The following is a 26,211-nucleotide window of genomic DNA, read 5'->3' on the forward strand; positions in this document are numbered from 1 at the left end:
TCCCAAATGGTCTGGACCTTTATCGCACGGCTCGTCCTCGGGCTCGTGCTCTCGGCGATTTCCTATGCGCTGAGCCCGCGGCCCAAGGTCGAGAAGCCCCAGGCGGCGGGGCTCGACGATTTCACGCTGCCGACGGCCGAGGAAGGGCGTCCGATCCCGGTCGTCTTCGGCACCGTCCTGATCACCGGCCCAAATGTCGTCTGGGCAGGCGATCTGAAGGTCGATCCCATCAAGAAGAAAGGCGGCAAGAAGTGACCCGCGTGACGATTCAGGATCTGCGCGCGGCGCGCTACTGCCTTGCAGGCGTGAGGCCATGGTTTCGGCGCCATGGGCTGGACTGGCAGGCGTTTCTGGACAGCGGCATCGAGGCGGACACCTTGCGCGCCACGGGCGATGCGCTGGTCGAACCGGTGATCCTGCAGACCGAACTGCGAGAGACGGCGGCGCGGGAGGCAGACGATGGGCGGTAGGAGCAAGGCCCAGACCGTCGGCTATCGCTATTCGCTTGGGGTCCACCTGGCCCTCTGCCATGGGCCGGTCGATGCCATCCGCGAGATTCTTGTCGACCGCCGCACTGCCTGGTCTGTCACGACTGGCGGGGGTTCTTTCGGAGGCGGCGGCGCTGCGGTCGAGACGTGCATCGGCACGGTCACTGGCATGGCCGCCACAGTGGCACTTGCAGGCGACAGCGGCGCAACCATCAGCTTCCCGGGCACCCGGGCAGGCGTGCGCATCGGGCAGGACTACCGCCTCGCCCTCGCCGACGGGTCGAGCCAGACGATCACCCTTCAAGCCGTCACCTTTGACGCCGCGACCAACATCACCCGCTGGACTGTCCTGCCGGAGGCCCTGAGCTTCGCCGCCCAGATTGTCGAGGTGTTCGAGGCGACCACCGGCGCCAGCAGTGCCGGTGCCGGTGGCGGGCGCATCCGGATGGACAAGCCCGACCTCTTCGGCGGAGAGAGCCGCGAGGGCGGCATCCGCGGCGATGTCGATGTGCTGATGGGCGGGCCGGGCCAGGGGGCGAACGACTATCTCGCCGCACGCATGGGCGGGGACGTGCCCGCCTATCGCGGCCTCTGCAGCCTCGTGCTGCGGCAAGTCTATCTCGGCATCAACCCCTATCTGAAGCCTTGGGCCGTGCGCGTGACCCGCGTGCTGACCGGCGAGGCAGGGGCGGCGCAATGGTATCCCGAGAAGGCGGCCATCGTGCCCGAGGCCAACATCTCGGATGCAGCGATCTACATCGCCCTCGACGTCTCAGGCTCCATGTCGGGCACACGGATGTCGGCACAGAAGGCAGGGGTCGCGGCCCTCATCCGCGAGATCGCGGCGGGCGTGGACCCCGACCGGCCGAACGATATCCGCATCGTTCTCTGGAACGTGGCCGTTGCGGCATCGATCGAACGCCGCAACATGGGACCTGCTGACTATGCCGCGCTCGAGACCTGGATGCTCGGGCTCTCGAACTTCACCAACGGCGGCACCAGCTTCAACGCGGCCTTTGCGGAAGCCAGCGCCTTCTTTGCGGGCGGCGGATCGAAGCGCCGGATCGTGATCTTCGTGACCGATGGCGATCCCGCACCGGTCTCCTCGGTCGATGCGGCGCTCGCGATCATCCGCACCCTGCCGCCTGCCGACATCTTCGGCTTCAACATCGCGCTGGCCGACACGTCCTATACCGGGCGCATCGACAACACGCCCGTGGACGGCGTGCCGGTGATCCCGCCCGGCAACCCCCAGGCGCTGGTCGCCTCCCTGCGCGGCGCCTTCGGCAACGGCCCGGACATGAACCCGGCCCATATCATCCGGGAATGCCTGACCAACCGCGACTGGGGCCTTGGCTATTCCTCGGTCGAGATCGGGGCGAGTTTCACGGCCGCTGCGGATGCGCTCTATACCGAGGGCTTCGGCCTGTCGCTGATCTGGCAGCAGGACTCGTCCATCGAGGAGTTCATCGCCAGCGTCCTCGACCATATCGACGCCACGCTCTTCATCGACCGGCGCACCGGGCTCTGGGAGCTGAAGCTGATCCGGGCGGATTACGCCGCCACATCGCTGCCGCTGTTCGATGAGACGAATGTCGTCGACTGGGGCCGCCTCGGCCGCCGATCACCATCCGATCTGGTGAACTCAGTGACAGTACGTTTCACAGATGCCTGGACCGACGACACCGGCGCGGTCAGCGTGACCGACACGGCCCGTGTACAGGCCATGGGCGAGGTGCTGGCCACCACGCTCGACTATCCCGGCATCCGCTACCAGGGGCTCGCCGTGCGTGTGGCTGAGCGTGACCTGCGCGCGCTGTCGGCGCCGCTCCTGACCGGTGAGATCGTCGTCAACCGCGAGGGAGCGGACCTCGGGCCCGGCGATGTGATCCGTCTGCGTTCGACGCGGCTGGGTCTTGATGACTTGGTGGTGCGCATCTCCGAGATCGGCCAGGGCGACGGCCGCGACAATGGCATCCGGCTCAAGATCGCCGAGGATGTCTTCGCGCTGGGCGCCACCGCTATCGCGGGCGGCCGCATGCCGACCGGCACCGGTGTCGCCGCCCCGCCAAGAGCCCTCGCGCGGCGCATGGTCGAGGAAGCCCCATACTGGCTTCTCGTCCGTGAGCTTGGCCACAGCGAGGCCGACCGCCGCCTCGCCGAGGATCCAGATGCAGGCGCGCTGGTTGCGACCGGCGAACGCCCCAGCGCCGATGCGCTGGCTGCCCAGCTCTGGATCGACCCCGGCACCGGACCCGCGCAGGAGGGCGTGGTCGCCTTCGCGCCAACGGCGCTGCTGGCCGCCGATGTGATCGAAAGCCCGGAGGCGCGTGTGATCCCGGTGACCGCCTGGCGCGACATCGGCGAGGTCGAGATTGGCACACTGGCCAGCATCGGCGGCGAGCTGGTCCGCGTCGATGGGATCACGTCGACCACGATCACCGTCGGACGGGGATGCCTCGACACCGTCCCGCGCGCGCATGCCTCGGGCACGGCGGTCATCTTCTTCGACGAGGTGGCGCGGATCACCGAGGATGCTTGGGCCGCGGGTGAGACGCTGGCGGCACGGCTTCTCCCCGAGACCGGGCGCGGCACACTGGCCTTCGCGCTGGCCCCCGAGGACAGCGTGACGCTCGACCGTCGTGCCATCCGGCCCCTGCCGCCCGGGCGTGTGCAAGGGAACGGCAGCTTCGCCCCGAATCTCGATGCGCTAGTCACTGGCTCACTCGCCCTGACCTGGACCCATCGTGACCGGTTGACCCAGACCAGCCCCGTGATCGTCGACCACACAGGCGCGTCGATCGGCCCCGAACCGGGTGTCGGCTACATCATCGAAGTGCGCTGGGTGGATCCGGACACGGGTGCCGCCATCTTGCCTGCGGGCGTGCTGATCGATGCAGGGACCGCTGCCAGCTGGACCCTCGCACCCGAAGCCATTCCCGAGTTGGGCGCCCCGGATCGCACGGCCGAGATCGAATTGGCCGTGCGGTCCCGGCGTCTGGTCGAGGGCAGCTGGGTCACCGATCGCGAGGCGCGCTGGTTTCGGCTGACGGCGCCCTTCGCTGCCGGATGGGACCGCGGCTGGGGTTTCCTCTGGGGCACCTGACCCTAGCCATCCCGGCCATCAAACCCACCAACATCATGAACGAGGACGAGCATGCCGGAACGGATCATGCCGGGATTGGGGCTGCGCGCCTTCTACGATCCCGGCCAGCGCAACTGGGGTACCAGCCTCAGCGAAGACCTGCGCCGCCTTTCAGCCCTTGTGCAGGCCCGCGTCACATCCCGCACCACGCCGCTGCCCACCACCGGCAGCGCGGGCCAGATGCTGATCGTGCCTGCCGCAGCCGGGACCAATGCCAATGCGCTGGCGCTCTGGGACCAGTCGCCCGCCGGGGCAGCGGCTTGGGTCTACCTGACCCCGCAGGAGGGCTGGCAGGTCTGGATCGCCGATGAGGCGCGGCATGTGCGCTTCACGGCCGGGGCATGGGTCGAGGTGCCGCGCCCAGGCATCGTGCGGATCCGCACCCTGACTGCCATCAGCCACACGTTGGAAGCCGTCGATCTTGGCAGCATCCTCGAGACCACAGGTTCCTCGGCTGTCACGGTGACCATTCCACCCGAGACCACCGTTCCCTTCGAGATCGGTGCGCTGATCAACGTGACACAGGTCGGTGCTGGGGTCGCGACCGTCCTGGCCGCAACAGGAGTGTCGCTCAATGGCGTAGTCGGTGGATCGGTCGCCCTCGATGGCCAATGGTCGGGGGCCGCTCTCGTGAAGCGCGGGGCGGATGCATGGATCATCCAGGGTGCGCTGGCAGGAGCCGTCGCATGAGCCTTCTGATGATGCGCGGCGCCATCCTCGCCCAAGGTGGGGATGCCGCACCCCCAGTCGATATCGGCGCGGTCTGGCAGCTCGACAGCACCCGACGCCCTCCGGGCTACACCCTATCCGACGGCAATCAGACCGCCGTGAACATCTCGGGCGGCACCAACTACATGCGCTGGGTGCCGACCGCCAAGGCGATCCTGCCGACAGACGGGCGGCGCTATTGGGAGGTCCTTTGCGCCCCGGGTGCCGCAACCTTCGACGGCTACATGGGCGTCGTCGCGGCCGCGCAGCGCGAGGAGTTCAACGTCGGCCTCAACCCGATCACGCTAGGCTCGATCGGCTGGCGCGGCACCGGGGCGCTCTGGTCCTCCCCGACTGCGACGGCCGAACAGCGCCTGACGGGTCTCCCCACCTTCGGCGCGGGCGATGTGCTGATGTTCGTCCTCGATCCCGCCCTCGGAGGCCTCTGGATCGGCAAGAACGGTATCTGGCGCGACGATCCCGTCAGCGGTGTCGCGACCTGGACCGCAGGCGGAAGCCCCGCCTTTTACCCGCAAGTGCAGGGACGGAACCCCGGCGACGGCGGCACGATCCGCTCGCTGCCCTCCCAGTTCAGCTACCCCGTGCCCCCGGGCGTGACGGCACTCGGATATCTCGATCCCGATCTGCGCTTCTTCGAAGCCGCTACCTTTCTCGAGATCGGCTGGGGCGGCGGCCTCAGCGTCGCGGGCGCGTCCTTGTGGATCAGCCGGGGCGGCGGGCCGCATCTCACCGCCGCTGATGCCGCGCTTTTCCTGGAGCACGGTGGAGGTCGCGGTGCCACCTGGACCCAAGCCAACCTCTACATCGAAGTGGAACTGCCATGAGCTACATCCTGCATCTCGGCCACCAGCCGACCGACGTCTCGGGCATCGCCGGGATGCTCAGTACCGTCGCTGGCGGCTTCGACGCCAACCTCGACATCAATGGTGTTCGCTTCATCGGATCGCGCACATATGCGGCCCCTTTTTCGGTCGCATTCACGCCGCCCGTGGGCGATCTTTGGCTGGGCTTTCGCTATGTGCCACCCAACGCCGACTCCGAGAACATCACAGAGGCGACGGCGAACTTCCTCGACATCTATGACGCCAGCCAGGTCCGCATCGCGCAGGTCCAGCCCCTGTCCAGCACCAAGCGATACCATGCCATCGCCAGGGGGGACACAACTGTCCAGGGTGGGTCCAGCTACACCGCGTCCAACGGCCAACCGCAGTGGATCGACGTGCGGGTTTCGGTCGGAACGAGCATCACCATCGACTTCTACGTCGATGGCGTGCTGCAGAGTTCTGCCACGGCCGCCAACACGCAAGGCAAGGGCAAGCCGGTGCAGATCGTCTTTGCCAACACCGGTCTGCACGGCACCAGCACGACGCGCACCTGGTACTATGCGCATTTCGCGGTGCTGGATGGGGTGCCAACCATCGGGCGGCGCTTCGTGCGACGCACACCCAATGCCATCGCGACCTTCAGCCAGATGGCGGGCAGCATCGATGCCCTGAAGGACGAGGATGTAGGCACGCGGGTTTCCAGCAACGCGGCGGGGCAGCGGCTCTCCTTCTCGCTGACCGGGCCAACCGGGCCCGCGGCGGTCGCTGCCATCGCGGGCGTGCATGTGAAGCAGGTCGCACAGGCAGGGACGGCGGGGCCGCAGGCGGTGGCTGGTTTCCTGCGCATGGGCGGGGTCAATCATGATGCGGCCCCGATCACCGTACCGTCTCTTGCGCCGCGAGGTGTCTATTCCACCTGGGCGCTGAACCCCACCGACGGCAGCGCTTGGACAAGTGTGACCCTGCCTGCCGAAGTCGGGATCCTCTCCGCATGAGCCCGCGCCGTTCCGGAGAAGGCCATGTCCGCATGCCGGATGCCGAATTCGAGGAACTCCTCGCGCGGGCAGCCGAAGAGGGGGCGAAGCGCGCGCTGGCCGATGTCGGCCTCGATGGCAAGGAAGCCGCCCTCGATATCCGCGACCTCCGCGCACTGCTCGATGCCATCCGCTTCGTCCGCCGCACGGCCGTCCAGAGCGCGGTCCACCTCATCACCACCGGTGTGATCCTGGCGCTGCTGGCCGGGATTGCGCTGAAGCTGAAGATCTTCGGCAGCGCGCCCTGACGGGAAAGCGCTACCGATTTCAACATCAACACGACCACCCCGCCCCGCCCCTCGGCGGGTTTTTCCATTTGGAGGACCCCACCATGCCGACCCTGTCTTTCCCCACCTGGCGCGACGTTCCCGAGAAGGCGTGGCGGTGGCCCAGCTTCTCGCCCGCCGAAATCGCCTGCCGCGGCACCGGCGCGATCAGGATCAACACCGAGGCGATGGACAAGCTGCAGGCCCTGCGCGACCGGCTGCGCAAGCCGATGATCGTCCGATCCGCCTATCGCAGCCCGGAACACAACCGCGCTGTCGGCGGCGCCCCCGCCTCGAAGCACATGCAGGGCACCGCCTTCGACATTGCCATGGCGAACCACGATCCGGTCGCTTTCGAGGCGGCGGCGCGGGGGGTCGGGTTCCTCGGCTTCGGCTATTACCCCCGCTCGGGCTTCATGCACATCGACCTCGGGCCCGCCCGGTCCTGGGGCGATCCTTTCCCAGTGCGGCCGGTACCGTTTGCACCGGAACTGCCGCCTGCGCGCGAGGTCCTGTCGGAGAGCCGGACGCTCCGCGGCGGTGGGGCGGCCGGTGCAGCCACCGTTGGCGCGGCCGGGGTGGAGGTGCTGCAGGACGTCCTCATCGAGACCCAGTCCACGATCCAGCCGCTGGTGCCTTATCTCGACACGCTGCGATGGGTGCTTATCGCCATCGCCGTGATCGGCATCGCAGTCACCATCCACGCGCGGCTCGACGACTGGAACCGGGGCCAGCGGTGATCGGCTGGTTTCTGACCCATGGCCCGGCGCGAAAAGTGCTGGGCCCAGCCCTCACCGCCGCAGCGATCCTGCTCTTCTTCCTGAACCTGCGGCGCGCCGGTGAACACGCCGGGCGCGCGGCCGAACGTAACCATCCGGCGTAGGCCGCGGTTATGCGGCTTTGACGATCAGACCGCGCTGCCAGTTCCAGGGAAGGAGTTCCGGCAAGCGTGAGAGGGTCATGTCCGGCAGTCTTGCAAGAACATCTGCGAGCCAGGCCTGAGGGTCGACGTCGTTCATCTTGGCGGTGACGATGAGGGAATACATGAATGCGGCGCGTTCGCCGCCGCGGGGCGAACCGGCGAAGAGCCATGCCTTCCGGCCAAGGGCGATCCCGCGCAGGGCTCGTTCGGCTGCGTTGTTCGTCAGGCAGATGCGGCCGTCGTCGAGAAAGCGGGTGAAGGCGTCCCAGCGGCCCTCTTCCTCGAACATGTAGTTGATGGCCTTGGCGACGGGGTTGTGCTTCGACATCCGGGCGCGCTCAGCCCGCATCCAGTCATGCAAGTCCTCGACCATCGGGCGCACGAGGCGCTGACGGGCGTCATGGCGGACCTCGGCGGTCAGGCCGGTGATCTCGCGTTCGACATCGAAGATGGCGTCGATGCGTTTGACGGCTTCCAGCGCGATGGGCGAGATCTCTTCGGCGACCGATCTGCCCTTCTTGGCGGTGGCCTTGATGTCGGCCAGTTCGAAGAACTTCCGCCGGGCGTGGCTCCAGCAGAGCGCGCTCAGCACCGGCGCGGGTTTGCGGGCTGCATCGTAAACGCCGTTGTATCCGCCATAGGCGTCGGCTTGCAGGATGCCGGTCCAGCCCGCCAGATGCCGGGTCGGATGCTCCATCCTTCGGTCGGTCGAGAAGGAATAAAGCGCCGCCGGTGGTGCCCCGCCTGCAAAGGGGCGGTCGTCGCGCAGATAGGTCCAGAGCCGGGCTGTCTGCGTCCCACCCTTGGCCATAAGCGGCACGGTCGTGTCATCAGCGTGCAATCGTTCGGCGCCGAGAACATGGGCGCGGATCAGATCGTGGATCGGCTGTAACGCCATGGCACAAGCGCCAACCTGGTCGGCCAGAGTGGAAAGGCTGATCTCGACGCCCTCCTTGGCATAACGCTCCGCTTGCCGGTTCAGGGGCTGGTGCTGCCCGAACTTCTCGAAGAGCACCATGGCCAGCAGGTTGGGACCCGCCCATCCGCGGGGCGTGGGGTGGAAAGGGGCTGGTGGCTGGCTGATCTTCTCGCACTCCCGACAGGTGAACTTCTCGCGGACGGTCTGGATCACCTTCCACTGCCGGGGAATGACCTCCAGCGTCTCGGTGATGTCTTCCCCCATCTTCACGATGCGCCCCGATCCGCAACAGGTGCAGGAGGTCGGGGCTTCGACCACCACGCGCTCGCGCGGCAGATGATCCGGAAACGGCTTGCGAGCGGGCCGGCGACGTTCGAAAGCCGCAACGGTGGTCTTCGACACGGCGGCATCCGTCTTTGCCCGATCCTGCCCAAGGTCGGTCTCCAGATCCTCGAGCTGCATCTCGAGTTGTTCGATCAGCCGGGCATGGCGTTCGGCGCTGTGGCCGAACTGATCACGGCGGAGTTTGGCGATCTGGAGCTGCAAATGCCGGATCATCGCATCAGAGGCGGAAACGACGGCCTTTGCGTCCGCAAGCTCGGATTTGCTTGCTGCCAGGGCCTCTTCCGCAGCCCTCGCGCGAGCCTCTGCTGCAGCGAGGGCGGCACGCAGTTCAGCGATATCCGGGGTGATCTCCAGCATGCCGGAAACCTACCGGAAGCCGTACGAAAAGTCCAATAAAACAAGGAGATTTATGCAGAACTATCCAGCCGAAGCCGGCCTTTGGGTCCAGCGCGGATTGCGCCAGTCGATCCCTTCCAGAAGGTAGCCGAGCTGCGCTGCCGAGACCGAAACAGCCGCCCCGCTCTGGCTCACCGGCCAGATGAACTTCCCCGCCTCGAGCCGCTTCAGATACAGCGACATGCCGACCCCGTCGTGCCACAGCACCTTGATGAGATCGCCCTGGCGCCCACGGAAGCAGAAAATCTCGCCGCCATGCGGATCGCGCCCGAGCCCCTGCTGAACCTTCAGCGCCAAGCTGTTCATCCCGCACCGCATGTCCGTCACGCCACCGGCGATCCAGACCTTCACCCCCGCCGGGAAGGCAATCATCTCGTCACCTTCAGGCCGTTAAGCAACCGCGCGGCGGCCTCCATGTCGAAGTCGGACGGAATGGTCACACGGTAGCGGCCTCCAAGCTCCACCGTCAGCGCAGCAGGTGCCGCAGTTCCAACGGTCATGCCGAAAACAGGGGGCTCCTCCGCATGGTCGCGCTCAGGCGTGCAAGTCAGTTGCGTAAACGATGAAGGCCCCCCGACAAGCAGCCCAAGCCTGTGCCGGTAACGCCACTCGTAAAGCTGCGCCCGCGAAATCTCGTGACGACGCGCCACGTCTGAAAGATTTGCGCCCGCACAATGGCTCTCCGCGACAATGCGCAGCTTCTCTTCATCGGTCCATCGACGACGGCGCCCCGTGTCAACAACGCGAAGAACTTCAATACGGCTGGTGTACTCGTGGTCGTCCATAAGGACACCACCTACAACTCATTTAGCCATCACAGAAAGACGGCCCCCGCCGGAGGCATACGGCCGAACGCCTTGATGCCCGAGAGAGAAACGATGCCATCCACCGCCAGATGCTCGACGCCGCCTCCCGCCGCCCTCCTGATCGCGATGCTCTGGCTGACCGGCTGCGAGATGGTCGGTTCTGACACCCAATCTCCCTGTCCGCCCGTAGTCGAGTACACCGGCGCCGAGCAGGCGCGCGCGGCCAACGAGGTCGAGGCGTTGCCAGAAGGCGCCGTCATCGCCCGCATGCTTGGTGACTATGCGGTTTTGCGCGACCAAGCGCGGGTGTGTCAGAAATAATCCTGCAAGCTCGGTGGGTAAACATTGCCGAACACTTTGCAATCAGCGCTATGAAACGAGCTCGATGTACCCAATCAACTCAGCCGAATAGCTACCTTCACCCGCAGCGGCACCTTTGTGCTTCAGCTCCCGCTGTAAAGTCGGTTCCACATGCTGAGCAAACAAATCAATCCTCTTTTCAGCCGAAAGCATTGCGCCAGTTGGATTTGATCGGAGCACAATTTCCAATTGACGTTCAGCTGCCGGTAATCTGTTGCCTTCAAGATTCAAGGCGATTGCTTGGATTGTGGACCTGTGCTCCCCAGCGCTATTTGACGTTTCGATCATCCAGATAGTAAGGACTGCTGGCCCATAACCGCTGCCTTCAAGGGCGACGCCCAAGGACTCGGGAGCAACGCTGCGCCATCGACCCAGCTCTTCCTGGAGCAACGGGTGATCAAGTCCCATTAGATCGCATTTGTCATTTTCAGTGGCAGTATCTCGGTCGAGTGTAAACCTTTTTCTCAAGCTGCCTTCGGAGCTGATTAGATCGACAGTTCGATCATCAATCTTGACCACTCGCAAATTCTGATCGCTTACTGCTGAGGACAGGAACTCAACCAGACGCCCCATACCGGAAGAAACATCCGAGAATGGCCTATAGTCGTCCAAGCTGAAACCATCCAGGTCTTGGAAAAGGTCAAACACAACTTCGCGTGCCTCACGGGCATTCGATAGCGCTGCCTCAAGTTCAACCGCTGTCCGCTTCAGTTCTGGATCACCAAGCGCTTCTTGATACAGACGATCATAGTTTAGGCGCTCCGAAAGCTGTCCAAGGATCTGTGACCGGAGATCTTCGGCGACATTCCCTTGATCGTCGACTTTGCCAAGGGTGCGGGCAATCTCCGTAAGCTTGTCGTCTAACAACAGGAAAATCCTGCCTTCAATCGTATCAGAAAGAACAAGATTGTAGACTTGTGCCGTGTGGTTTTGACCGTAACGATGGATGCGTCCAATTCTTTGCTCCATATCCATCGGATTCCAGGGCAGGTCGAAATTGAACAGGATACGCGCAAACTGAAGATTTATCCCTTCTCGGCCGGCTGCTGTGCAAACGAGGACCCTCGGCCCATCCTTTTGCTTGAATCGGCGCTCCGCTGCAACCTTTGCGCCGTGGTCGCCTCCTCGCAACACAGCCACCCCTTGACCTGGATAAACCGCTTCAATTTCCTTTGCGATCAGATCGACAGTGCCAAGATACGTGGCAAAAATCACGATCTTTTCATTGGGGTTTTGTCGCCAGAGCACACCCAAGCCGTCGATTAGCTTTTGAGCCTTGGTTTCGCGCTGAGCTGGGAAACTGTTGAGCAAGTCCGCAATTCGAAGACGCTCTTCGGGAAGGTGCAAGTCAATCGCTGCGGATGCCAGATCTTCCAGATGCGAAGACACGAATTCGCTGCCGTAAGGATCAGACGCCAACTCCAGCTCGTCCTCGTCAAGCTTTTTGGCTAGGCGATGTTTCAGGTCTGCCATCACCCTGTCGACTTCGCTTCTCGAAATTGGATCTCTGCCCAGACCCCATTCAATATGAATCAATTCTCGGGCTTCATCGTAAAGGCGCTCGCGTCCCTCGATGTCGAGTTCGCGATCTCTCAGCAGCGCTTCATACAAGGTCAACATGAGCATCCGGCGTTTCAAAGTTCGTCGAACTGCCGCGAAACTGGATGCTGCAATTTTCTGAAAGATTGCCATGAGGAAGCCGAGGGCGCGGCCTTGATTGCCTTTGCGCTTAGCCAGGTCAAAGCCGTCCTCGAGGTATTCACGCAGTTTTTCGTAGAAACCCCGTTCTTCCTCGCTCATCAGGAATGACTCCGTGTGTACCCAGCGACGGGCAAACAGCGGTTCGCCATCAGGCTTGCACGCGTCAGCTTTTGTCCGGCGGAACATCACCGTGTTCAGACGATGCCGGTTCTCCAGCATGTCTTCTGGGCTGCTGAAGAGTGTTGGGTTCAGCAGTTGGATCAGCATCCAAAACTGGAAGTGATTTCCTTGATGCGGGGTTGCTGAAAGCAGAAGCAGGTCGCGTGCATGGCCTTTCAACGCTTCGCCAAGCTTATAGTTCTCAGTCTTTCGCACCTTGCCGCCGATACGGTGTGCGGTGACGTGATGCGCTTCGTCGAAAACCACCAGGTCCCAGCGTGGCGCATCCAACAGGCGCTTGATGCGTGCCGGGCGCTTTAGGGTATCAATGCTGGCGATCAGCCGGTCATGTTTTGCAAAAGCGTTTGTCTTCCGATCTGTGATGTCGCCCTCTGAACCGAAGACCTCGAAATCGAGATTGAATACTTCGTTCAATTCTCGATGCCAGTTGTTCACGAGTCCGGCCGGAACGATCATCAAGGCACGGTTCAGCTCACCCCGACTGGCGAGCTCTCGCAAGATCAAAGCCGTCTCAATGGTCTTTCCCAGCCCAACCTCATCAGCGATTAGGAACCGGCGAGGCGACGCTGTCGCGATCCTGTGGGTCAGAACAACCTGATGGGGCAGCAAGTCGATCCGCGCAGATGTCAGCGCTGATGCACTCTCCATTATGGGTAGGGCATGGGCTTCGTAAGACAGCCAGACAGTCCTTGCCCTTTCAGCAGACCCCTTAACGGAACTGAGGATGCGCTCGGTCCTTGATCGTTCCTTCTTGATGCTGCCAAGCGGTACTCGGCGCTCGCCGCCGCTGAAGAACGCTCGAAGATAGCCTTCACGCGGCGTCTCAAGCACGACACCTGCGCCGTGGTCACTGTGGGTGATCCGCTCACCCGGGCTGTAGGTGGTCTCGGCCGCCATCATTAAGTGATCCGGAGGTGGAAGAGCCCGGCAGGCTTGCCACCGTGCGCGAGGAGGATCTCCTGCGGATATTGGCGAGCTTCCCCCCATAGCACCCGACCAAACTCGATCTGTTCATCGGAATAGGGTGCGGCACAGCGCCAGCGGACAGCATCCGTGGCAAGGTCAACATGAATCCGTCTATGGCCATTAGGTAGCCAAAAAACGAGTGCAGCTTCGCCGGAATATGCGTCCTGGAAAGACAAGATCGTCGATTTCAGCTCGTTGCCCAACCACGCCTCCGCATCGGTTGGCGTCATCAGGTCGAGACAGGCGTCAAGACCTGCAACGACCAAGGTGTTGCTGGCATTGCTGGGCAAGTCATCCGGCCAGTTCCTCGAAGCACGGATCATTTCTCGCAAGCTGAACACCTCGCCAGCTTTGGCGATAGATGAGAATGCGTCGTTCTCCCAGATCCAGCTGACGCCGCGCCGCTGCCAGACGCTGTCGAGAAGCTGCTTCATGCTCAGTCCTCCTGGAACAGCGACAGCTGGCGCACCTGGTCTTTGTTGCTTGTGGCCCAGTTGTTGTAGATCGTCAGCGCCCGCGACGCGGCATTGCGCATCGTTTGGGTCTGTCCCCGCTTGCTCAGCCATTCGAGTAGGCTTTTCAGTGCCGGATGCGGCTTGAAGTTCTCGTTCTTCAGCGTGTCCGACGCGTTGATGCCGCTGCCGTCATAGCAGGCACCCACCATGACAAGGGCCTGGTCGAGGTCGGCCGTCAGCTTCCGCCGATGCTTGCCCTGCCAATCGCGGGCAAAGGCCAGCGGGTCGACAAGGTGGAAGACCTTCTTGTCCTCGTGGCACCAGCCCCGCGTTTCGAATTCGTCCGGGGCGATGCCAGAGCCGCGCAGCATCTTCTGCATCTGGTCGCGGGCGAGCTCGGTCTTCCCGTCGAAGATGCGCAGGAACTGGCGGGTGATCGGTTCTGCGGTTACCGGCGGCGGCTCGGAGGCCTTGTTGGCGTCTTCATCGATTAGCTGGTTGATGCCGACGAGCGCATCCTTCACCGAGATCGGCCGACCTTCGTCTACAAAGACCTTCCCGTAGTGCTGCGAGAAATACTCGAGCGCCTTTCCGCGCCGGATGACCTGAATATCCGCTTCCGGCAGACCACGGCGGGCATGGTTTTCAAGGAGGCCCTGGAGCTGCCTAACATCCTCGAGCACCTCCCTCCTCATTCGAGCCCAACTTACGGGTTGAGGTTCATCAGTTCGCTTTCTACAGACATGGATTATGTCATACTCTATTTTCTGAGAGCCAAATGTACCCGGCTTTGAGCCTTCGCCACGGGTCTCATCTGACCGAATTGGGTATGCGGCCTCGAGATAGAAGCCAGCCTCAAATAGCGACTCTAGAACAGCCACCCACGGTTCGTCAGCGCTGTGGTGGAATGTGAAAGATAGAAGGCCGCCAGGCTTCAATGTCCTGTGAGCCTCCCTCCAGCACGTAGTAAGGAGGCGCTGGTAGAATCCATCAGGATCCTCTGGCTCCCTTGCTTTGTTGGCGACAACTTCCAGCGCCTTAGGAGTCATTTCTGATGAGAAAACGTCTGGATACGTGTCACCCAAAATAAGGCGAAGCCATACATAGAAAAAATCGGACAGTTCAGAGTAGTGAAGGAGCCCTCCAAATGGCGGATCAGTAATCACTAGGTCCAAGCTTGAGCTTTGAATGTGTGCTAAATCCGTGGATGATGAACAGAATATATGAACCTGATCACCAAGGATTCGGTCGCCTGTGCCAACTTTCTCGCTTCGCCCGGATATCTCTTCGGCAATTGAAATGCCGCTCCTCTCCAGATTATCTCGGGCGACAAGCTCCCAAGGTTCTCGAAAGAAATCCATGCTTCGGTGAATGGCCCCAATAGTGGAGCCCCAAGGCCCATAGCCCATAGGCGCAAAGGATCCCACTTCGATCATTGTTGCTTTTGGGTGGAAGTTGCTATTCGAAAGCGCGGGCGCTAGCGTGTCATTCTGGATATGCCAAAAGGACATCATTGACTGATTTCTTACAAATTGAAGAAATGCTCCAATCACGAACTCTACAGTAATTCTAGAATATTCGGAGCTGTTAATTTTTTCTTTCAAGAACTTCAGGAGAATTGCGTGTGTCAAAAGCTGACGCGGGTTAAACATGTGCGACCAATGGGTAATCTGGTGACCTTTTCTGATGTCGCCATTGTTCAGAGCGGTCATGAAGCCGAATGGCACTTCCTCACGAGGCCAAAACCCCGCCAAATCCTTGTTCTTTCTTTCTTCCCACTCGTCGCAAGCTGCATTGAATTGACGAGCAAGGTTGCTATCGAATGCCTTGAAATATCTGGGTCCGTATGAATTGCCAATTTCAGACAGACGCTTGTCGAACGCTTGGATCGCATACCCAGCAATCGGTCCAGTCTTTTTGCTCTGCCTAATCGAAGAAAGCGTGTCTTGGACCGCCCCGCAGCTCCCGCAGGCAAAGTTGGACTTTTTCGGCACTGTGCCGCCTTCTTTTCCTGTGGCGAAGGAGATTCTGGTTTCTGGACACGTAACGGCCTCTGGCAGCTTGCCGCGGACTTCTAGAAGTCGAATGTGAGCAGCACGCTCCATATTCCAAGCAGCTGTTGTTCTCGCATCATCCTGCGCAGATCCTCCATAAATGCCGCCGTCGGGCGCTTTTCCGGGACTGCCCGCAAGCCACTCAGGATGCACCAGGAGCGAAAGCTCGACCTTCTTGGTCTTTCCGTTGTCCAGCTTCACCATTTCAGTGTGACCGCAATGCGGGCAGATCACACGGCCCTTCGGATCGAGGATCGAGTAGGGCTTCTCTTCCGGCGCCACAAAGAGCGGGACGTCCGGCGCCATACGCGCCTCGGCCTCTTCGATGTCAAAGCGCTCGCTGCACGATCGGCACTTGTGCGGCCAGTGTTTCACCGTCAGAGTCTTCACCGCCATGACCGGGTTTGTCATGATCGGCGTACGGTGGCCGCAGCCCGTCACATGGCAGGGGCCGTGCTTGGCCCAGAAGGTGTAGATGATCTCGGGCCCTTCGTAGCTGTAGTCCTTCCGCTCCTCTGGCTTGAGGGACAGCGGATCAAAGTCCTCCCCCATCATCTGGCCCGTGGGCTTGTGCGTCCATGTACCCTTCTCGCCGCTCAGGCCGTCGCAACAGTAGAAGGGCATGACTTGGGGTTTCACCTCGGCCTCGATCTCGGCCAACAGGGCGTTCACTTCGTCGTGGTCAACATTTGCAAGCTCCTGCTTGACCACGAACCACGCCACCGGGTTAAGGTCGTTTCCCGACATCTGCATGCCGAGGCGCGATCCCTCGACGAGCGTCGTACCGCCGCCCATGAAGATGTCCGCGACCTTGAGGTGCTTGAAGGCGCCCTTCTTCTGGTGGTTGGCGTAGTAGTTGTCCCAGACCAGCTTGGCCGCGAGGGACGGATCCTCGGGCGCCTTCGTGGCAGCTGCGATCAGCATCGAGCGGAACACGCTGGACCGCCGCCGCGCCCACCATTTCGACATCTGATAGATCGGTTTGCCCGCGTTGCCTTCGATCACCGCGACCTGGTTCACGGGCAGGATCGGGAAATCAACCTCAAGGCATGTCTTGGGCCGGTTCGGATCGCTGAAATCTACGGTCTCCATGGCGACGGCTTTGCCGGCACCTACCGCACGCGCGACCTCTAGGGCAATCTGTTCTTTCTTAGTCGCCATGGGCGTTAATTCCTTACTTCGTCAATTCAACAAACGGGCAGAGCATCTCGAGCAGGGACAGGCCGCCATGTGCGAGGGTGGGATAGCCGCCTTGGCTTTTCCATTTCCAGCGGCCGAGGGCGAGCAGGTGCTTGCCGTGCGGGCTGTCAGCCTGCAGCGCGACCGGGGGAACGAACGGGCCCGGGTCGTGGTCGCCAGCTGCGAGGCGGCCGCTCTTGAGGGCGTTCTTCAGGAAGGTGCCCTGTTCGTCGGCCGCGTCGAAGAACAAGCCAGTTGCGGCATAGCCGTGGTCGGAGGTGATCACCAAGCGGCGACCGGTCGCCAGCCGCTCCACGAACGACCAGAAATCATCGCTGGTCAGCTGCGCCGCGATGTCCCGTGTGAGCACGTCCAGACCTTGGCCGGCACCGGCGCCATCGTGCAGTTTTGTGTCAGGCCATTGGTGCCAGAATAGCCAGTTGGGTGAGGCGTCGATCAGCCCGGCACAGTCTTTCCAAGGCATATCGATACACTCGGTCCTCGCAGGCGCGAGGCGGTGAAGCAGGCCGCCGCCGTTGTTCTGCAGCTGACTGCGGCTGTTCAACCCGAGCGCCTTGGCAAAGGCGTTTGTTTCACTGGGTATCTCGGCCGCGTAAGCCGTTGTGGTATGCAGCGCGAAGCCGCGCGCCTTCGCTTCCTCGATCAGCCAAGGCAGTTCCCGTAAGCTGAGGCCGTCCAAAACGAGCACCGCTTTGGCGCTGTATGGTTTTCCCCACCATTCGCTGACCTTGTCCGCGTTCCGCGGGACGACATCCCCAAAGGCCCGCCACAAATCCCAAGCCACCGACGAAAGGAAATGGTCCAGCTCACCGATAGCTCGGTCGCGCCTTGTGACCTCTGCAAATGCACTCGCGACATTCAGCGGACTGCCACAGACTTCCAAGGCGCGTTCAATGACGGTCTGCCAAGCCTCTTCGGGTGAAGACTTGGTCAGATCTAGCAACTGTTGTGCATCCAAAGCCATCAGCTGCCCTCCTTGTCCAAGGAAAGCTCGAACGTCATGCCGTCAGGAAGCTTCTTGAGCAGTTCCTTGAGCTGAGCGCCAGTAGCTGCGGTTACCTTGATCGTCACTTCCTTGACGGGCGTTGCTGGCCCAATGCCCCAGCTCTCAACTTTGCCGATAAGATTCAAAGGAGAGGTTGCTGAGCTGGCGAAAGGTGTACGACCGCTTCCTGCCCCCCCTCCAAAGATCCCGCCCGGTGTGGACGTTGGACCTGGGGCGGGTGCGACTGGCGGGTCTCCATTGTTCCCGCCAACCGGAGGGGTCGGTGCCGGAGGGGCGCCGCCGAAGAGACCACCAGTGGGAGGTTCTGTTGTCGGAGGTGTCACGGGTGTCGAGCCGCCAGTCGACGGAACCGCAGACGGGGGCAGAAGGAAAACTTCATCCAGCTGACGACCAGTGAAGGCCAACTTTGGTCTCAGACGTTTCCAAGCCGCATCTTCATCTTCCCCAGCGAGAGCCTGCAGGTACTCCATGCTCCGCAAGTTAATCGCGATCTTTCCACGGGCACACAGACGGACAATTCGTTCCTTCATGGCAGTTTCGCCAAGCCATGGGATGCAGTCTTGGCCAGAGGGTCGCGGTTCCTGAAGCTCCTTCAAGAGCTTGCCAACCGAGCTGTTACTGTTCGCTGCATCAAGGACAAGGTCCTGGAAGTCCTCCGGCACGAACAAATCGTTCGTCAACGCATTCTCGATCGCGTCGGGGATCTTTGAACCTTGCTCTCGCAAGGCTTCAACGTGAAACTCACATTTTGAAGGATCAGAGAAGTTCCAGCGGTACATCACAGCAAAGCGGTCGAAGCGCTTCCGCAAGATGTCCCGCAGTTCGCTTTGATACTTTGTGTGAAGTTTACGATATTCAGCGTTCTGGTTGCCCCACTCCCGTGCTTTCATTTCTGCGCGCGCAAGGATGATCAGGTCACGGTCGTAGAATGCGTTCGTAAAGCCCGAGCGCGGCAGCAAGAAGCGCACGGTGTTCCTGCGCTTTTGCATGTGGTCTTTGACCCAACGCCCAAGACGTTCATTCAAGCGGTCGGGTTCTTCGGGAAGAACTAGGATAGGCAGTCTGTCGTCCCATAGATCAGGGTGTTCACTTTCCTCGAGACCAGTCCACGGGTCGGTTTGCCAGCTGCGCGGCAAAGCGATCACTCGGAAGTTTCGCGCTACCTCTTCGGTTCCGCTGATGACGTAGCGAACCTCCTTCGCGAGCTGGGCGAGATCTGCCCCGTCAGTGAACAGCCTGTCGTTTCGGGCAGATGCCATGACTTTGGCTTGCGGGTTCTCTTCCTCTTTGAAGACCAACCGCGTTCCGTCCTGGTGAATATTGAAGCTGTTTTCGATTATGGTTGCCAGTTCAACCTGGAAGGCGTTGTCGTCCACCTTATTGGTTTTCGTTATGTCGGCCTGCAGGATCGCGGGGTCAGCGCCAGCCAAGTTGCCGACGGCGATCGACCGCAGCCACAAAGCACCGACAATTTCCTGAAGGTGGGGCGCTTTTGATGTGTGGTCCGGTACGGCTTCGACCACAGAAGTCAAATTTCGCAGCGCTTTGTCCCGAAGGGACCGGTGCTGTTGGTTCGCGACCGAGTCAAGCAATGCACCAATACCAGTAGTATCATCGTCGAGCTTGAAGTCCGCAGAGGTAAGGACAGGGGTCGTATCCCCCCGGCTTTTGAACAGGTTTGCGAGAATGCGGATGAGGTCTCGCGTCTCCTGCGCATCAGTTGCAACCAACACTTGGTCTTCGAGTAGTTGCAGGAGATGCGGCGCGAATGGCCAAGCATCGAGAAAATCGCGCTGCTTGCGCTCCTGCTCAGCGGCAGGCACGTTGGTGAGCCTTATGAACTCCGAGACGTGTGTCGCAACGATGCTCTCGATCGCAGACGCTGTGATCTGAAGCCTGTTCTCAAACAAGCGATGCAGCAGCATTCTGCGGCGGTCGACTTGGATCCTGTCAGGACTGCCACCCGCCCGAAAGTCAACCTGAACCGGGTTCACCCGATGGATCTGCTGGTAAGCGTCGCTAGTGCCGTTTCGCACGGACACGACAAGGACAAGAAGCTCTGGATGCTCCTTCGCAATTTCAGAAAGGATCTGGATGAAGTTGAACGCCCAGTTCTTCCAAGGGTACTGCTTTGTGTTGGTCAGGCTGTCGTACCAAGTTTGAAACTCGTCCAGCAACAGCATGGTCGGAGTGTGGCGCAACAGCTCTAGAATAAGCTGATCTGAAGGGATGTCGGTCTTGGCGGACCCCATGCCTTCCCACTTTCCCTTGATGTAGGTGCCATGAGGGTGGCGCTCAAAGAGCATGTCCCACAGGAATTTGTACCGGTGACGGTGAAGGCTTTCACCGAGCACAAGCATACCGTCACGGAGTGGTATCGAACTGATCTTCGGATCGCTGAGGGTGACCGACCAGTTATTCAGCCACGCCCTTGTTGAAGCTGGATCGTGCACAGCGTGGTATAGGGTGGCCATCAAGTGTGATTTACCCAGGCCGCGCTCCCCGATCACAACGACGGGCCGTCCCTGCGCCGGTCCCACAGCGTCAATGCCCTTCAGTAGGTCGAGGGTGGGGTAAGTGATCTCCAGGAAGCTCTGGGCTGGTACTTGGGTAGCGCCTGTGTTGCTGTCGTTGGACAGTTCAATCGCAGTACCCTGCAAGCGGCGGCCAAGAAATTCTCCGCGTAGTTTAAGCCCCAGCATAGAGCACCCCCATCACATTTCAGTTTCAGCGCGGCGCACTTCCGCGCTGGATGCCAGCAATACAATTTGTTGTTCTTCCGGCTTTCGCGAGCCCGGCGGAGAATCGAGGCCGAGACGTCGCAGCGCGTAATACAGGAGCGCCCGCCGTACAGTTATCTTGGCACTGCCGCCACTCATCCCATAATCCAATTCAACAACCCTGCGTTGCGTATCGGATAGATCCGGATGAGGTCCGATTACCAGATCGACCTGCTCGGCCCAATCCTCGTCCGCGGCGCTGCCGCATGGGGATGGTTGAATGCCGCGAGTGTCGAGGATTCTTGAGAGAAGGAAATCCTTGAAACAGTTGTCCAGCAGGCAGAAAGCACGAGTGTGCCAGCGGAAGCCATCGAACGCGATGGCATGCGGAGCAATCCAGCGCCAGATCGGTTCTGGGCGCGACAGCGATTGATACTGCACTTCGATTGTCTCTGCCCGATGAATAGCACCGACAATCGAGCGAAGTGTCATGGGGTTCACGCCCCGAACCGGGGTTGGAGCCGCATCGAAAGTGGGATGGACAGCGATCCATGAATCCTCTGGATCCAGTAGTCCGTCTGCCAAAGACCGAAGCTGCGCAAGATATCGGCCTGCGTCGGGCTGCATAAACTGCGCCTTGAACCTAGGCCCTCGGACATAGGTCCGCGCACTCTTATCGTAGACCATGTTCTCCGGAGCAAAGCCGATGTAGCGATTCAGGTCGGATGACGCCTGGTTCACCGACAGCCCGAACTGCTCCATCACATCGCTGCGGTTCACATGCCCCTCCCAGAACAGACGGAACTCGATGAACTCGAGCCGCTGCTCGACGCCCCAACGAAGTTCCGCGCTGCCGCTTTCCAATGCGTCCCCTTACCTGGTTGGATGCGTACGAAAAATATGCGCGCCCATTTTTTGGACCTGTCCTGAGGCTACTTGAGCTAGGGAGCGCAATCAATCGCAAACTTACACTACGATCAGAGCGATGCGCGGTGAATTGCATTACCAAGCAAGTGGATAGGGCGCAGCAGACGCTTCCATCATTTTGTGACCGAAGTTGGGCTCCAATTGCCGTGCAGAGCGAGCAAAGCTACATCATTGTTCCGCTAAGCGCCCGTCGAGCTTTCAGTTGTGGATCGATAGAGTCTAGCTAATCCGCAATCAACGTGTCAAAATTCTTGTCGCGTTACTTGACGCCGCGATGATCGTGACATATTTCATGTCGCGTTAGGGGGAGTGATGACGCTCGCAGAGCTGGCCGAACGCATCGGCACCGCACCACGTCAGATCCGGTTTCTCATCGCGGAGGGCATACTGCCCCCCGCCAACAAGACGGGACGTGCGGCTGATGCTTATGGCGAAGAACACCTGATCAAGGCCCAAAGATACCTCGCCCTTCACAGGATGGGGATGAAGCCGGCTTCCATCAAGGTGCTCATGGCTTTCGACGACGCGGTGCCGATTGTGCAATCCGGTGGGGTAGAGCTGCGTGTGTCTCCTGACATCGCGCCCGATGCCATCGATGTTGATGCTGTCGTCGCCGAAATCGCTGCAGCCTTAAGGACCTATGTTTCGAAGGGATAATTCATGGCGAACGGTATGGTCTTCGGTCACCTACTCGAAGAACTGAATGACGGCGTCACTATATTCCGCGATGGAGAGGGCAAGCCGATGCCCCTCGGTAGCACCGCAATTGATGCATCCATCCAAGCCGGGCTCGCAATCGTCGTGACGACCCGCACATTCTCAAATGTGGAAGACGTGCCCATCGAGGCCGTGCTTACGATGCCGGTCGGTTTCAATGCCGTCGTTACCGGTCTTTCGGCTAAGATCGATGGGCGCTCGCTCCGCGCCGTTGCCAAAGGCAAGACGGCGGCTCGGACCATATATGAGGGCGCAATTGACCAGGGCAAGATGGCTATCCTTCACGAAGAAGTCTTGCGCGGCGTCCATGTCCTATCGGTAGGTCAGTTGGCTCCCGGAAAAGAAGTATCTGTCGAACTCCGCACAGTCATGCCGTTGGCCGCCACCGAAAATGGTCTTTTGCTGCGCCTGCCCATGACCACAGGTCACCTTTATGGCGTGTCGCCGCTGCAGCCGGCCGATGACCTGATCACCTCGGCGTCTGTTCGGCACACGGCATCGCTGCGTGTTCGTTCGGACAGCGGCGTGCCGCATCTCGTCGGTTTCGGTTCGCTGTCTGATGGGGAGGCGTTCGATGTCCTTATGAACAGATCCATCGAGATCGAAATTGAAGGCGGCAGCGCGGGCACCCTGCTAGGCGTGTCGGCAAGCGGGCGGCAAGTACGGCTCGATCTGCGCCGAGAACCGAACGGTGATAACAGTCTGAAGCTTGCCATCCTCATTGATCGGTCCGGTTCGACGGGTAGCCCGGTCGGGACCGATGGACAAACTGTGCTTTCCGCCATCCGTGACGGTCTTGCGCAGTCGCTGAAGACTGTGACGGACGAAGACCTGATTGCCGTCTGGCAGTTCGATGACACTTGCCAACGGCTTGGTACCGGACGCGGCGCTGAAGTTCTACAGATCCTGAAGAAGTTGAAGCGGCCAGGCGGTGGCACCCGTCTGGGCGAGGCGATCAAGGCCGTCGCCCGCGCCGGTGCGCAGGATATCCTGGTTCTGACCGATGGTCAGACCTGGGACCGTCTCTCGCCTCAGGTCGAAGGGAGGAATGTCCGTGTCAGTGCCGTGCTGGTGGGACGTGCAAGCCTTGACGTGAATATCGGGCACTTCTGTGCGTCCACTGGGGGTGATCTCTTCTACACTCCCGATGCAGATGTGGAGAAATCCGTGTCCTTTGCGCTGTCACAGATGCGGTCGTCTCGTATGGACCGCCACCTTGAAACGGACGGCTCCGACCCGGTTCGTGTCGTGCAAACGCTTGGCGGCGTGACGGTCTGCGCCAAATGGAGCGACGCGATGGCAATGGGCGTCGCCGACGACGTTGGCCGCTACGCCGCCGCGCTGTGCCTGGGTCAGCTTGATGACGCTGCCGCTGAGCGCTTGGCGGTAATGGAGGGTCTTTGCAGCAACGTCACCAGTCTCGTCTTGATCGATGAAGCCGGTGCGCTGAGCGATGGCATTTCCGAAACACGTAAGATCCCTCTGATGGATGCTGACGACGACGGTCAACTTGGGGACTTCATCGAAGATCGAAATACGATCCTTCCTATGGCTAGGGCAAGCGCAAGCTATTCGGCGTCAGAAGACAGGGCACCACGCATGCGCTTCGGGATCAGCAGCATTCCGCCGGCTCGCAGTGCGCCTACGCCGAGTGTTCCGTCGGGTGCCACTCCCAGCCCAGAAGCACTCTCTCGGCTGCAGGCCGCTGTTTCGAAGCCCCCCGTGCCGAGCGGCCAGAGAAGGAAGCTGCGCTCGTTTCTCGACGACGGGATCATTGAGCCTGCGAAGCAAGAGGCACTGCGAAAAGCGAAAGAACATCGCCTTGCTGAAGTCGCGGTGGGCATCGACTGGGAGAACCAGGCAGATCGTTTCCTGTCCTTGGCGTTTGACGGTCTATTGGTGAGCGAGCAGACGGCACTTAAGCGGTTGGTTCAGGATGTGCTGGCCCTTCCCTCATCGCGTTCCGAAGATGCCCTAAAGCTGGATCTGCTTGCTTACTTGTCACTGCGGTTCGTAACCCATTCTCGCGCGGCGCGGCGCTTTGCCGTCAAAGTGCTAGATGGGCGCTCGGAAGCAGCGTTCATCGCGGAATACGACGCCTTGATTTTTTCAGACGTGATTGAAGGGAAATAACATGCTGAAATTACTTACTATCATCTCCGTGCTCGGGTTGCCGACGATTGCTGCAGCACAGGACTGCACGATCTTTGATGACATGGCCATGTGCTCCGACGGGACAAGCGCCATGCGTCTCGGTGACACGACATACTTCGATGACGGCAGCACAGCGACCGAGCTGGGCGACACAACTTTCTTCGATGATGGGTTTACGGCGACCGATATTGGCGGCTCAACATTTTACAGCGACGGCACATCGTCGTCTCAGATCGGTGACACCACGTTCTTCGACGACGGCTCAACTTGCACACAGATCGGGAACCAGCTTTTCTGCAATTGAATCCATGTCGGCGAGGCGAGTGACTTATGCCCGGCTATAATCACTATCCAAGCTGTCAGTGTGGTTGGTGTGTCGCGCATGGCCGAACCGTCGACAAGGCGGCTTTACGCAACGAGATGGCACGCAGGACGTCAGCTGATTTTCTCAAGAGAAACGGTGCATCACGTCTTGGATCGAGCTGTTTCGTTTCTCCAAACGCCACTTGCCCCGTTTGCAAAGCAAGCGTCTATTTTTACGCGAACTCAAACGGAAGCAGGGTATTCTTTGATGATCTCGGGCCGCCATGGCCCAAGCACCCTTGTACCGACAGGCCGAATGTCGCGGCACGAGTGGCCGTACATGGTGCTCGGCCAGAGCGGAGGAAGATAGGACTAATCAAGGAGATCGTCGGACATGCGTGGGTGCTAGATCGAAAGCGCACACCCAGTCTCGACCGCACAGAATCTCCCAACCTCGACGGATGGCGCCTTTTGCTGATTACCGAGGTCAAGGCAAGAGGCGGCAAAGTGCAGCTTTCAGCCGAGTTCGTGGAAACAATACATCAGCACCGGATTACCTTGCTGGCCGACCAAGGTTGCCACTTTTATGTTGGCCAGTTCGCCAGTCTACGACGCGATGTTTTGTCGTTCTTCGATGAAATCGCAGGAGAGCGCCGAGACGTCGGGGTGACTTACGAAGGTATGAAGCCCTCTCAACCGGAGCCCCGTGGTCCAACGCGACCGCCGGCGAACCATCATCGCCTTGATGCGTTTGGACTTCCGGCCGCGTTGAAAACGGAGGGCATCCCCGGACCGGATGAACGAGCGCATTACATTGGGCGGGATCCATCGTCTCGGTACTTCGAGGACGTGAAAGAGATCATACAGAGTGCAGCGAAGAAGGGAGCCAGCTATTTGGCGGATTTCCAGATCGTTCTCAACGATAGTAATGTGAGAACGCTTCGGTCATCAAAATGGACAAGAGAGCTTGTTTCCGCGGTGATCTACGACATACGCCATGAAGACATGCTACGCCCGCACAAACCCAATCGAGCTGGCACAGTCGCCGCAGCCGTACATCAGGCGGATCGTGAAAAGATCGCGAAAGAGCTGCAAGGAATTGAAAACAGAATTGCAGACTTGGAAGCCAGTTGGGATGCTGCATCTTCGGGCACGCAGCGCCAAAAGATACATGATCAACTAAGTGCAGCTCGTCGGAGGCGCACTAAATTATTCGGGATGCTATGGGGTTGATGGACGGCCTTTCAGGCAAGCACCGGACTACTGTCCCCCGTTGATGCGCAGGCTTGCGCAGTCCTCCCGTGCCGCAACCATCGGCACGGGAGAGAGTTAGGTATCGGTTACACTCCCTCCGCCACTTGCCCCCGCGAAAGCGTTCTCCCGATCCGGCTGCGGCCGGATTTTTCCGTTGTTTTCGAGGGTTATGCGGGAGGGGCTGTTAACCGGCCCACGCCCCGAAGGGCGCACACGCGTTCTCTCCGGGCCGATATTCTCCGGACCTGTTGACTGCGCAGTTTTGGTGAAAAGCTTTCAAGCATCTGTTCTATAAGCCGTTTTTGACGGTGTCCGCGCGGACTCCGATCCCAGTTCCATT

Annotated in this window: 23 protein-coding genes; 13 read left to right on the forward strand and 10 right to left on the reverse strand. The window is 60.6% G+C overall.

Annotation, left to right across the window (positions count from 1 at the left end; all coding sequences use genetic code 11):
- Positions 1-6: 6 nt before the first annotated feature.
- The 9 genes from IE126_RS19225 to IE126_RS19265 all read left to right on the forward strand — a co-directional run bounded on the left by IE126_RS19225 (position 7) and on the right by IE126_RS19265 (position 7,369).
- On the forward strand, positions 7-255 hold the full coding sequence (locus tag IE126_RS19225; RefSeq protein WP_089905543.1) for a hypothetical protein: 249 nt from the start codon (positions 7-9) through the stop codon (positions 253-255).
- Positions 252-470 carry a hypothetical protein gene (locus IE126_RS19230; protein ID WP_189381892.1) on the forward strand — a complete coding sequence of 73 codons (219 nt, stop codon included), beginning with the start codon at positions 252-254 and terminating at the stop codon, positions 468-470. Before IE126_RS19225 ends, IE126_RS19230 begins: the two co-directional genes overlap by 4 nt.
- On the forward strand, positions 460-3,594 hold the full coding sequence (locus IE126_RS19235) for a phage tail protein (RefSeq protein WP_189381893.1): 3,135 nt from the start codon (positions 460-462) through the stop codon (positions 3,592-3,594). The genes IE126_RS19230 and IE126_RS19235 overlap by 11 nt, the downstream gene beginning before the upstream one ends.
- Before the next feature lie 51 nt (positions 3,595-3,645).
- Positions 3,646-4,323: a DUF2793 domain-containing protein gene (locus tag IE126_RS19240; protein ID WP_189381894.1), complete on the forward strand. Its 678-nt coding sequence runs from the start codon at positions 3,646-3,648 to the stop codon at positions 4,321-4,323.
- Positions 4,320-5,186 (forward strand): SPRY domain-containing protein, encoded by an 867-nt coding sequence (locus tag IE126_RS19245; RefSeq protein ID WP_189381895.1) that lies wholly within the window; start codon positions 4,320-4,322, stop codon positions 5,184-5,186. The genes IE126_RS19240 and IE126_RS19245 overlap by 4 nt, the downstream gene beginning before the upstream one ends.
- On the forward strand, positions 5,183-6,181 hold the full coding sequence (locus tag IE126_RS19250; protein WP_189381896.1) for an FscB: 999 nt from the start codon (positions 5,183-5,185) through the stop codon (positions 6,179-6,181). Before IE126_RS19245 ends, IE126_RS19250 begins: the two co-directional genes overlap by 4 nt.
- Positions 6,178-6,468, forward strand: a complete 291-nt coding sequence (locus IE126_RS19255) for a DUF6127 family protein (RefSeq protein WP_161764038.1) — start codon at positions 6,178-6,180, stop codon at positions 6,466-6,468. Before IE126_RS19250 ends, IE126_RS19255 begins: the two co-directional genes overlap by 4 nt.
- An 83-nt stretch (positions 6,469-6,551) precedes the next feature.
- Positions 6,552-7,226, forward strand: coding sequence for a YcbK family protein (locus tag IE126_RS19260; protein WP_189381897.1), 675 nt, complete (start codon positions 6,552-6,554; stop codon positions 7,224-7,226).
- Entirely contained in the window at positions 7,223-7,369 is a 147-nt protein-coding gene (locus IE126_RS19265; protein ID WP_189381898.1) for a hypothetical protein, read from the forward strand. Before IE126_RS19260 ends, IE126_RS19265 begins: the two co-directional genes overlap by 4 nt.
- 7 nt (positions 7,370-7,376) lie before the next feature.
- Here IE126_RS19265 and tnpC read toward each other — a convergent pair whose 3' ends face one another.
- From tnpC to IE126_RS19315, 10 genes are all read right to left on the reverse strand, one after another.
- Positions 7,377-9,029: an IS66 family transposase gene (tnpC, locus tag IE126_RS19270; RefSeq protein ID WP_189381899.1), complete on the reverse strand. Its 1,653-nt coding sequence runs from the start codon at positions 9,027-9,029 to the stop codon at positions 7,377-7,379.
- 60 nt (positions 9,030-9,089) lie between these two features.
- Positions 9,090-9,440 carry an IS66 family insertion sequence element accessory protein TnpB gene (tnpB, locus tag IE126_RS19275; protein WP_189381900.1) on the reverse strand — a complete coding sequence of 117 codons (351 nt, stop codon included), beginning with the start codon at positions 9,438-9,440 and terminating at the stop codon, positions 9,090-9,092.
- Positions 9,437-9,853, reverse strand: coding sequence for an IS66-like element accessory protein TnpA (gene tnpA / locus IE126_RS19280; protein ID WP_189381901.1), 417 nt, complete (start codon positions 9,851-9,853; stop codon positions 9,437-9,439). The genes tnpB and tnpA overlap by 4 nt, the downstream gene beginning before the upstream one ends.
- Before the next feature lie 29 nt (positions 9,854-9,882).
- Complete coding sequence (locus IE126_RS19285; RefSeq protein WP_189381902.1) at positions 9,883-10,041, reverse strand: hypothetical protein; 159 nt, start codon at positions 10,039-10,041, stop codon at positions 9,883-9,885.
- 202 nt (positions 10,042-10,243) lie between these two features.
- A complete protein-coding gene (locus tag IE126_RS19290; RefSeq protein ID WP_229825674.1) occupies positions 10,244-13,015 on the reverse strand; it encodes a DEAD/DEAH box helicase in 2,772 nt (923 codons plus the stop codon).
- Entirely contained in the window at positions 13,015-13,515 is a 501-nt protein-coding gene (locus IE126_RS19295; protein ID WP_189381903.1) for a hypothetical protein, read from the reverse strand. The genes IE126_RS19290 and IE126_RS19295 overlap by 1 nt, the downstream gene beginning before the upstream one ends.
- A gap of 2 nt (positions 13,516-13,517) precedes the next feature.
- Positions 13,518-16,751, reverse strand: coding sequence for a DUF1156 domain-containing protein (locus IE126_RS19300; RefSeq protein WP_189381904.1), 3,234 nt, complete (start codon positions 16,749-16,751; stop codon positions 13,518-13,520).
- A 13-nt stretch (positions 16,752-16,764) separates the two neighbouring features.
- The gene (locus IE126_RS19305) at positions 16,765-17,754 is read right to left on the reverse strand and encodes a hypothetical protein (RefSeq protein WP_189381905.1); all 990 of its coding nucleotides are present in this window, start codon (positions 17,752-17,754) and stop codon (positions 16,765-16,767) included.
- Positions 17,754-20,498 (reverse strand): DUF499 domain-containing protein, encoded by a 2,745-nt coding sequence (locus IE126_RS19310; protein ID WP_189381906.1) that lies wholly within the window; start codon positions 20,496-20,498, stop codon positions 17,754-17,756. Before IE126_RS19310 ends, IE126_RS19305 begins: the two co-directional genes overlap by 1 nt.
- A gap of 12 nt (positions 20,499-20,510) precedes the next feature.
- Entirely contained in the window at positions 20,511-21,380 is an 870-nt protein-coding gene (locus IE126_RS19315; RefSeq protein ID WP_189381907.1) for a WYL domain-containing protein, read from the reverse strand.
- A 375-nt stretch (positions 21,381-21,755) separates the two neighbouring features.
- Between IE126_RS19315 and IE126_RS19320 the strand changes: the two genes are divergently transcribed.
- From IE126_RS19320 to IE126_RS19335, 4 genes are all read left to right on the forward strand, one after another.
- Positions 21,756-22,100: a MerR family transcriptional regulator gene (locus tag IE126_RS19320; protein WP_161764220.1), complete on the forward strand. Its 345-nt coding sequence runs from the start codon at positions 21,756-21,758 to the stop codon at positions 22,098-22,100.
- 3 nt (positions 22,101-22,103) lie between these two features.
- The gene (locus tag IE126_RS19325; protein ID WP_189381908.1) at positions 22,104-24,293 is read left to right on the forward strand and encodes a VIT domain-containing protein; all 2,190 of its coding nucleotides are present in this window, start codon (positions 22,104-22,106) and stop codon (positions 24,291-24,293) included.
- A gap of 1 nt (position 24,294) precedes the next feature.
- A complete protein-coding gene (locus tag IE126_RS19330; protein WP_189381909.1) occupies positions 24,295-24,618 on the forward strand; it encodes a hypothetical protein in 324 nt (107 codons plus the stop codon).
- A 470-nt stretch (positions 24,619-25,088) separates the two neighbouring features.
- A complete protein-coding gene (locus IE126_RS19335) occupies positions 25,089-25,850 on the forward strand; it encodes a hypothetical protein (RefSeq protein WP_189381910.1) in 762 nt (253 codons plus the stop codon).
- The last annotated feature ends 361 nt before the right edge of the window (positions 25,851-26,211 follow it).

Origin of the sequence: Gemmobacter nanjingensis, from assembly GCF_014652195.1 — a bacterium.
GTDB classification, from domain to species: Bacteria; Pseudomonadota; Alphaproteobacteria; order Rhodobacterales; family Rhodobacteraceae; genus Gemmobacter; species Gemmobacter caeni.

Coding starts and splice junctions, on each gene's coding strand:
- IE126_RS19310 (WP_189381906.1), bottom strand. CDS start 20,498: ATGCTGGGGCTTAAACTACGCGGAGAATTTCTTGGCCGCCGCTTGCAG.
- tnpB (WP_189381900.1), bottom strand. CDS start 9,440: ATGATTGCCTTCCCGGCGGGGGTGAAGGTCTGGATCGCCGGTGGCGTG.
- IE126_RS19245 (WP_189381895.1), top strand. CDS start 4,320: ATGAGCCTTCTGATGATGCGCGGCGCCATCCTCGCCCAAGGTGGGGAT.
- tnpC (WP_189381899.1), bottom strand. CDS start 9,029: ATGCTGGAGATCACCCCGGATATCGCTGAACTGCGTGCCGCCCTCGCT.
- IE126_RS19290 (WP_229825674.1), bottom strand. CDS start 13,015: ATGATGGCGGCCGAGACCACCTACAGCCCGGGTGAGCGGATCACCCAC.
- IE126_RS19235 (WP_189381893.1), top strand. CDS start 460: ATGGGCGGTAGGAGCAAGGCCCAGACCGTCGGCTATCGCTATTCGCTT.
- IE126_RS19250 (WP_189381896.1), top strand. CDS start 5,183: ATGAGCTACATCCTGCATCTCGGCCACCAGCCGACCGACGTCTCGGGC.
- tnpA (WP_189381901.1), bottom strand. CDS start 9,853: ATGGACGACCACGAGTACACCAGCCGTATTGAAGTTCTTCGCGTTGTT.
- IE126_RS19305 (WP_189381905.1), bottom strand. CDS start 17,754: ATGGCTTTGGATGCACAACAGTTGCTAGATCTGACCAAGTCTTCACCC.
- IE126_RS19330 (WP_189381909.1), top strand. CDS start 24,295: ATGCTGAAATTACTTACTATCATCTCCGTGCTCGGGTTGCCGACGATT.
- IE126_RS19320 (WP_161764220.1), top strand. CDS start 21,756: ATGACGCTCGCAGAGCTGGCCGAACGCATCGGCACCGCACCACGTCAG.
- IE126_RS19225 (WP_089905543.1), top strand. CDS start 7: ATGGTCTGGACCTTTATCGCACGGCTCGTCCTCGGGCTCGTGCTCTCG.
- IE126_RS19300 (WP_189381904.1), bottom strand. CDS start 16,751: ATGGCGACTAAGAAAGAACAGATTGCCCTAGAGGTCGCGCGTGCGGTA.
- IE126_RS19255 (WP_161764038.1), top strand. CDS start 6,178: ATGAGCCCGCGCCGTTCCGGAGAAGGCCATGTCCGCATGCCGGATGCC.
- IE126_RS19240 (WP_189381894.1), top strand. CDS start 3,646: ATGCCGGAACGGATCATGCCGGGATTGGGGCTGCGCGCCTTCTACGAT.
- IE126_RS19295 (WP_189381903.1), bottom strand. CDS start 13,515: ATGAAGCAGCTTCTCGACAGCGTCTGGCAGCGGCGCGGCGTCAGCTGG.
- IE126_RS19260 (WP_189381897.1), top strand. CDS start 6,552: ATGCCGACCCTGTCTTTCCCCACCTGGCGCGACGTTCCCGAGAAGGCG.
- IE126_RS19325 (WP_189381908.1), top strand. CDS start 22,104: ATGGCGAACGGTATGGTCTTCGGTCACCTACTCGAAGAACTGAATGAC.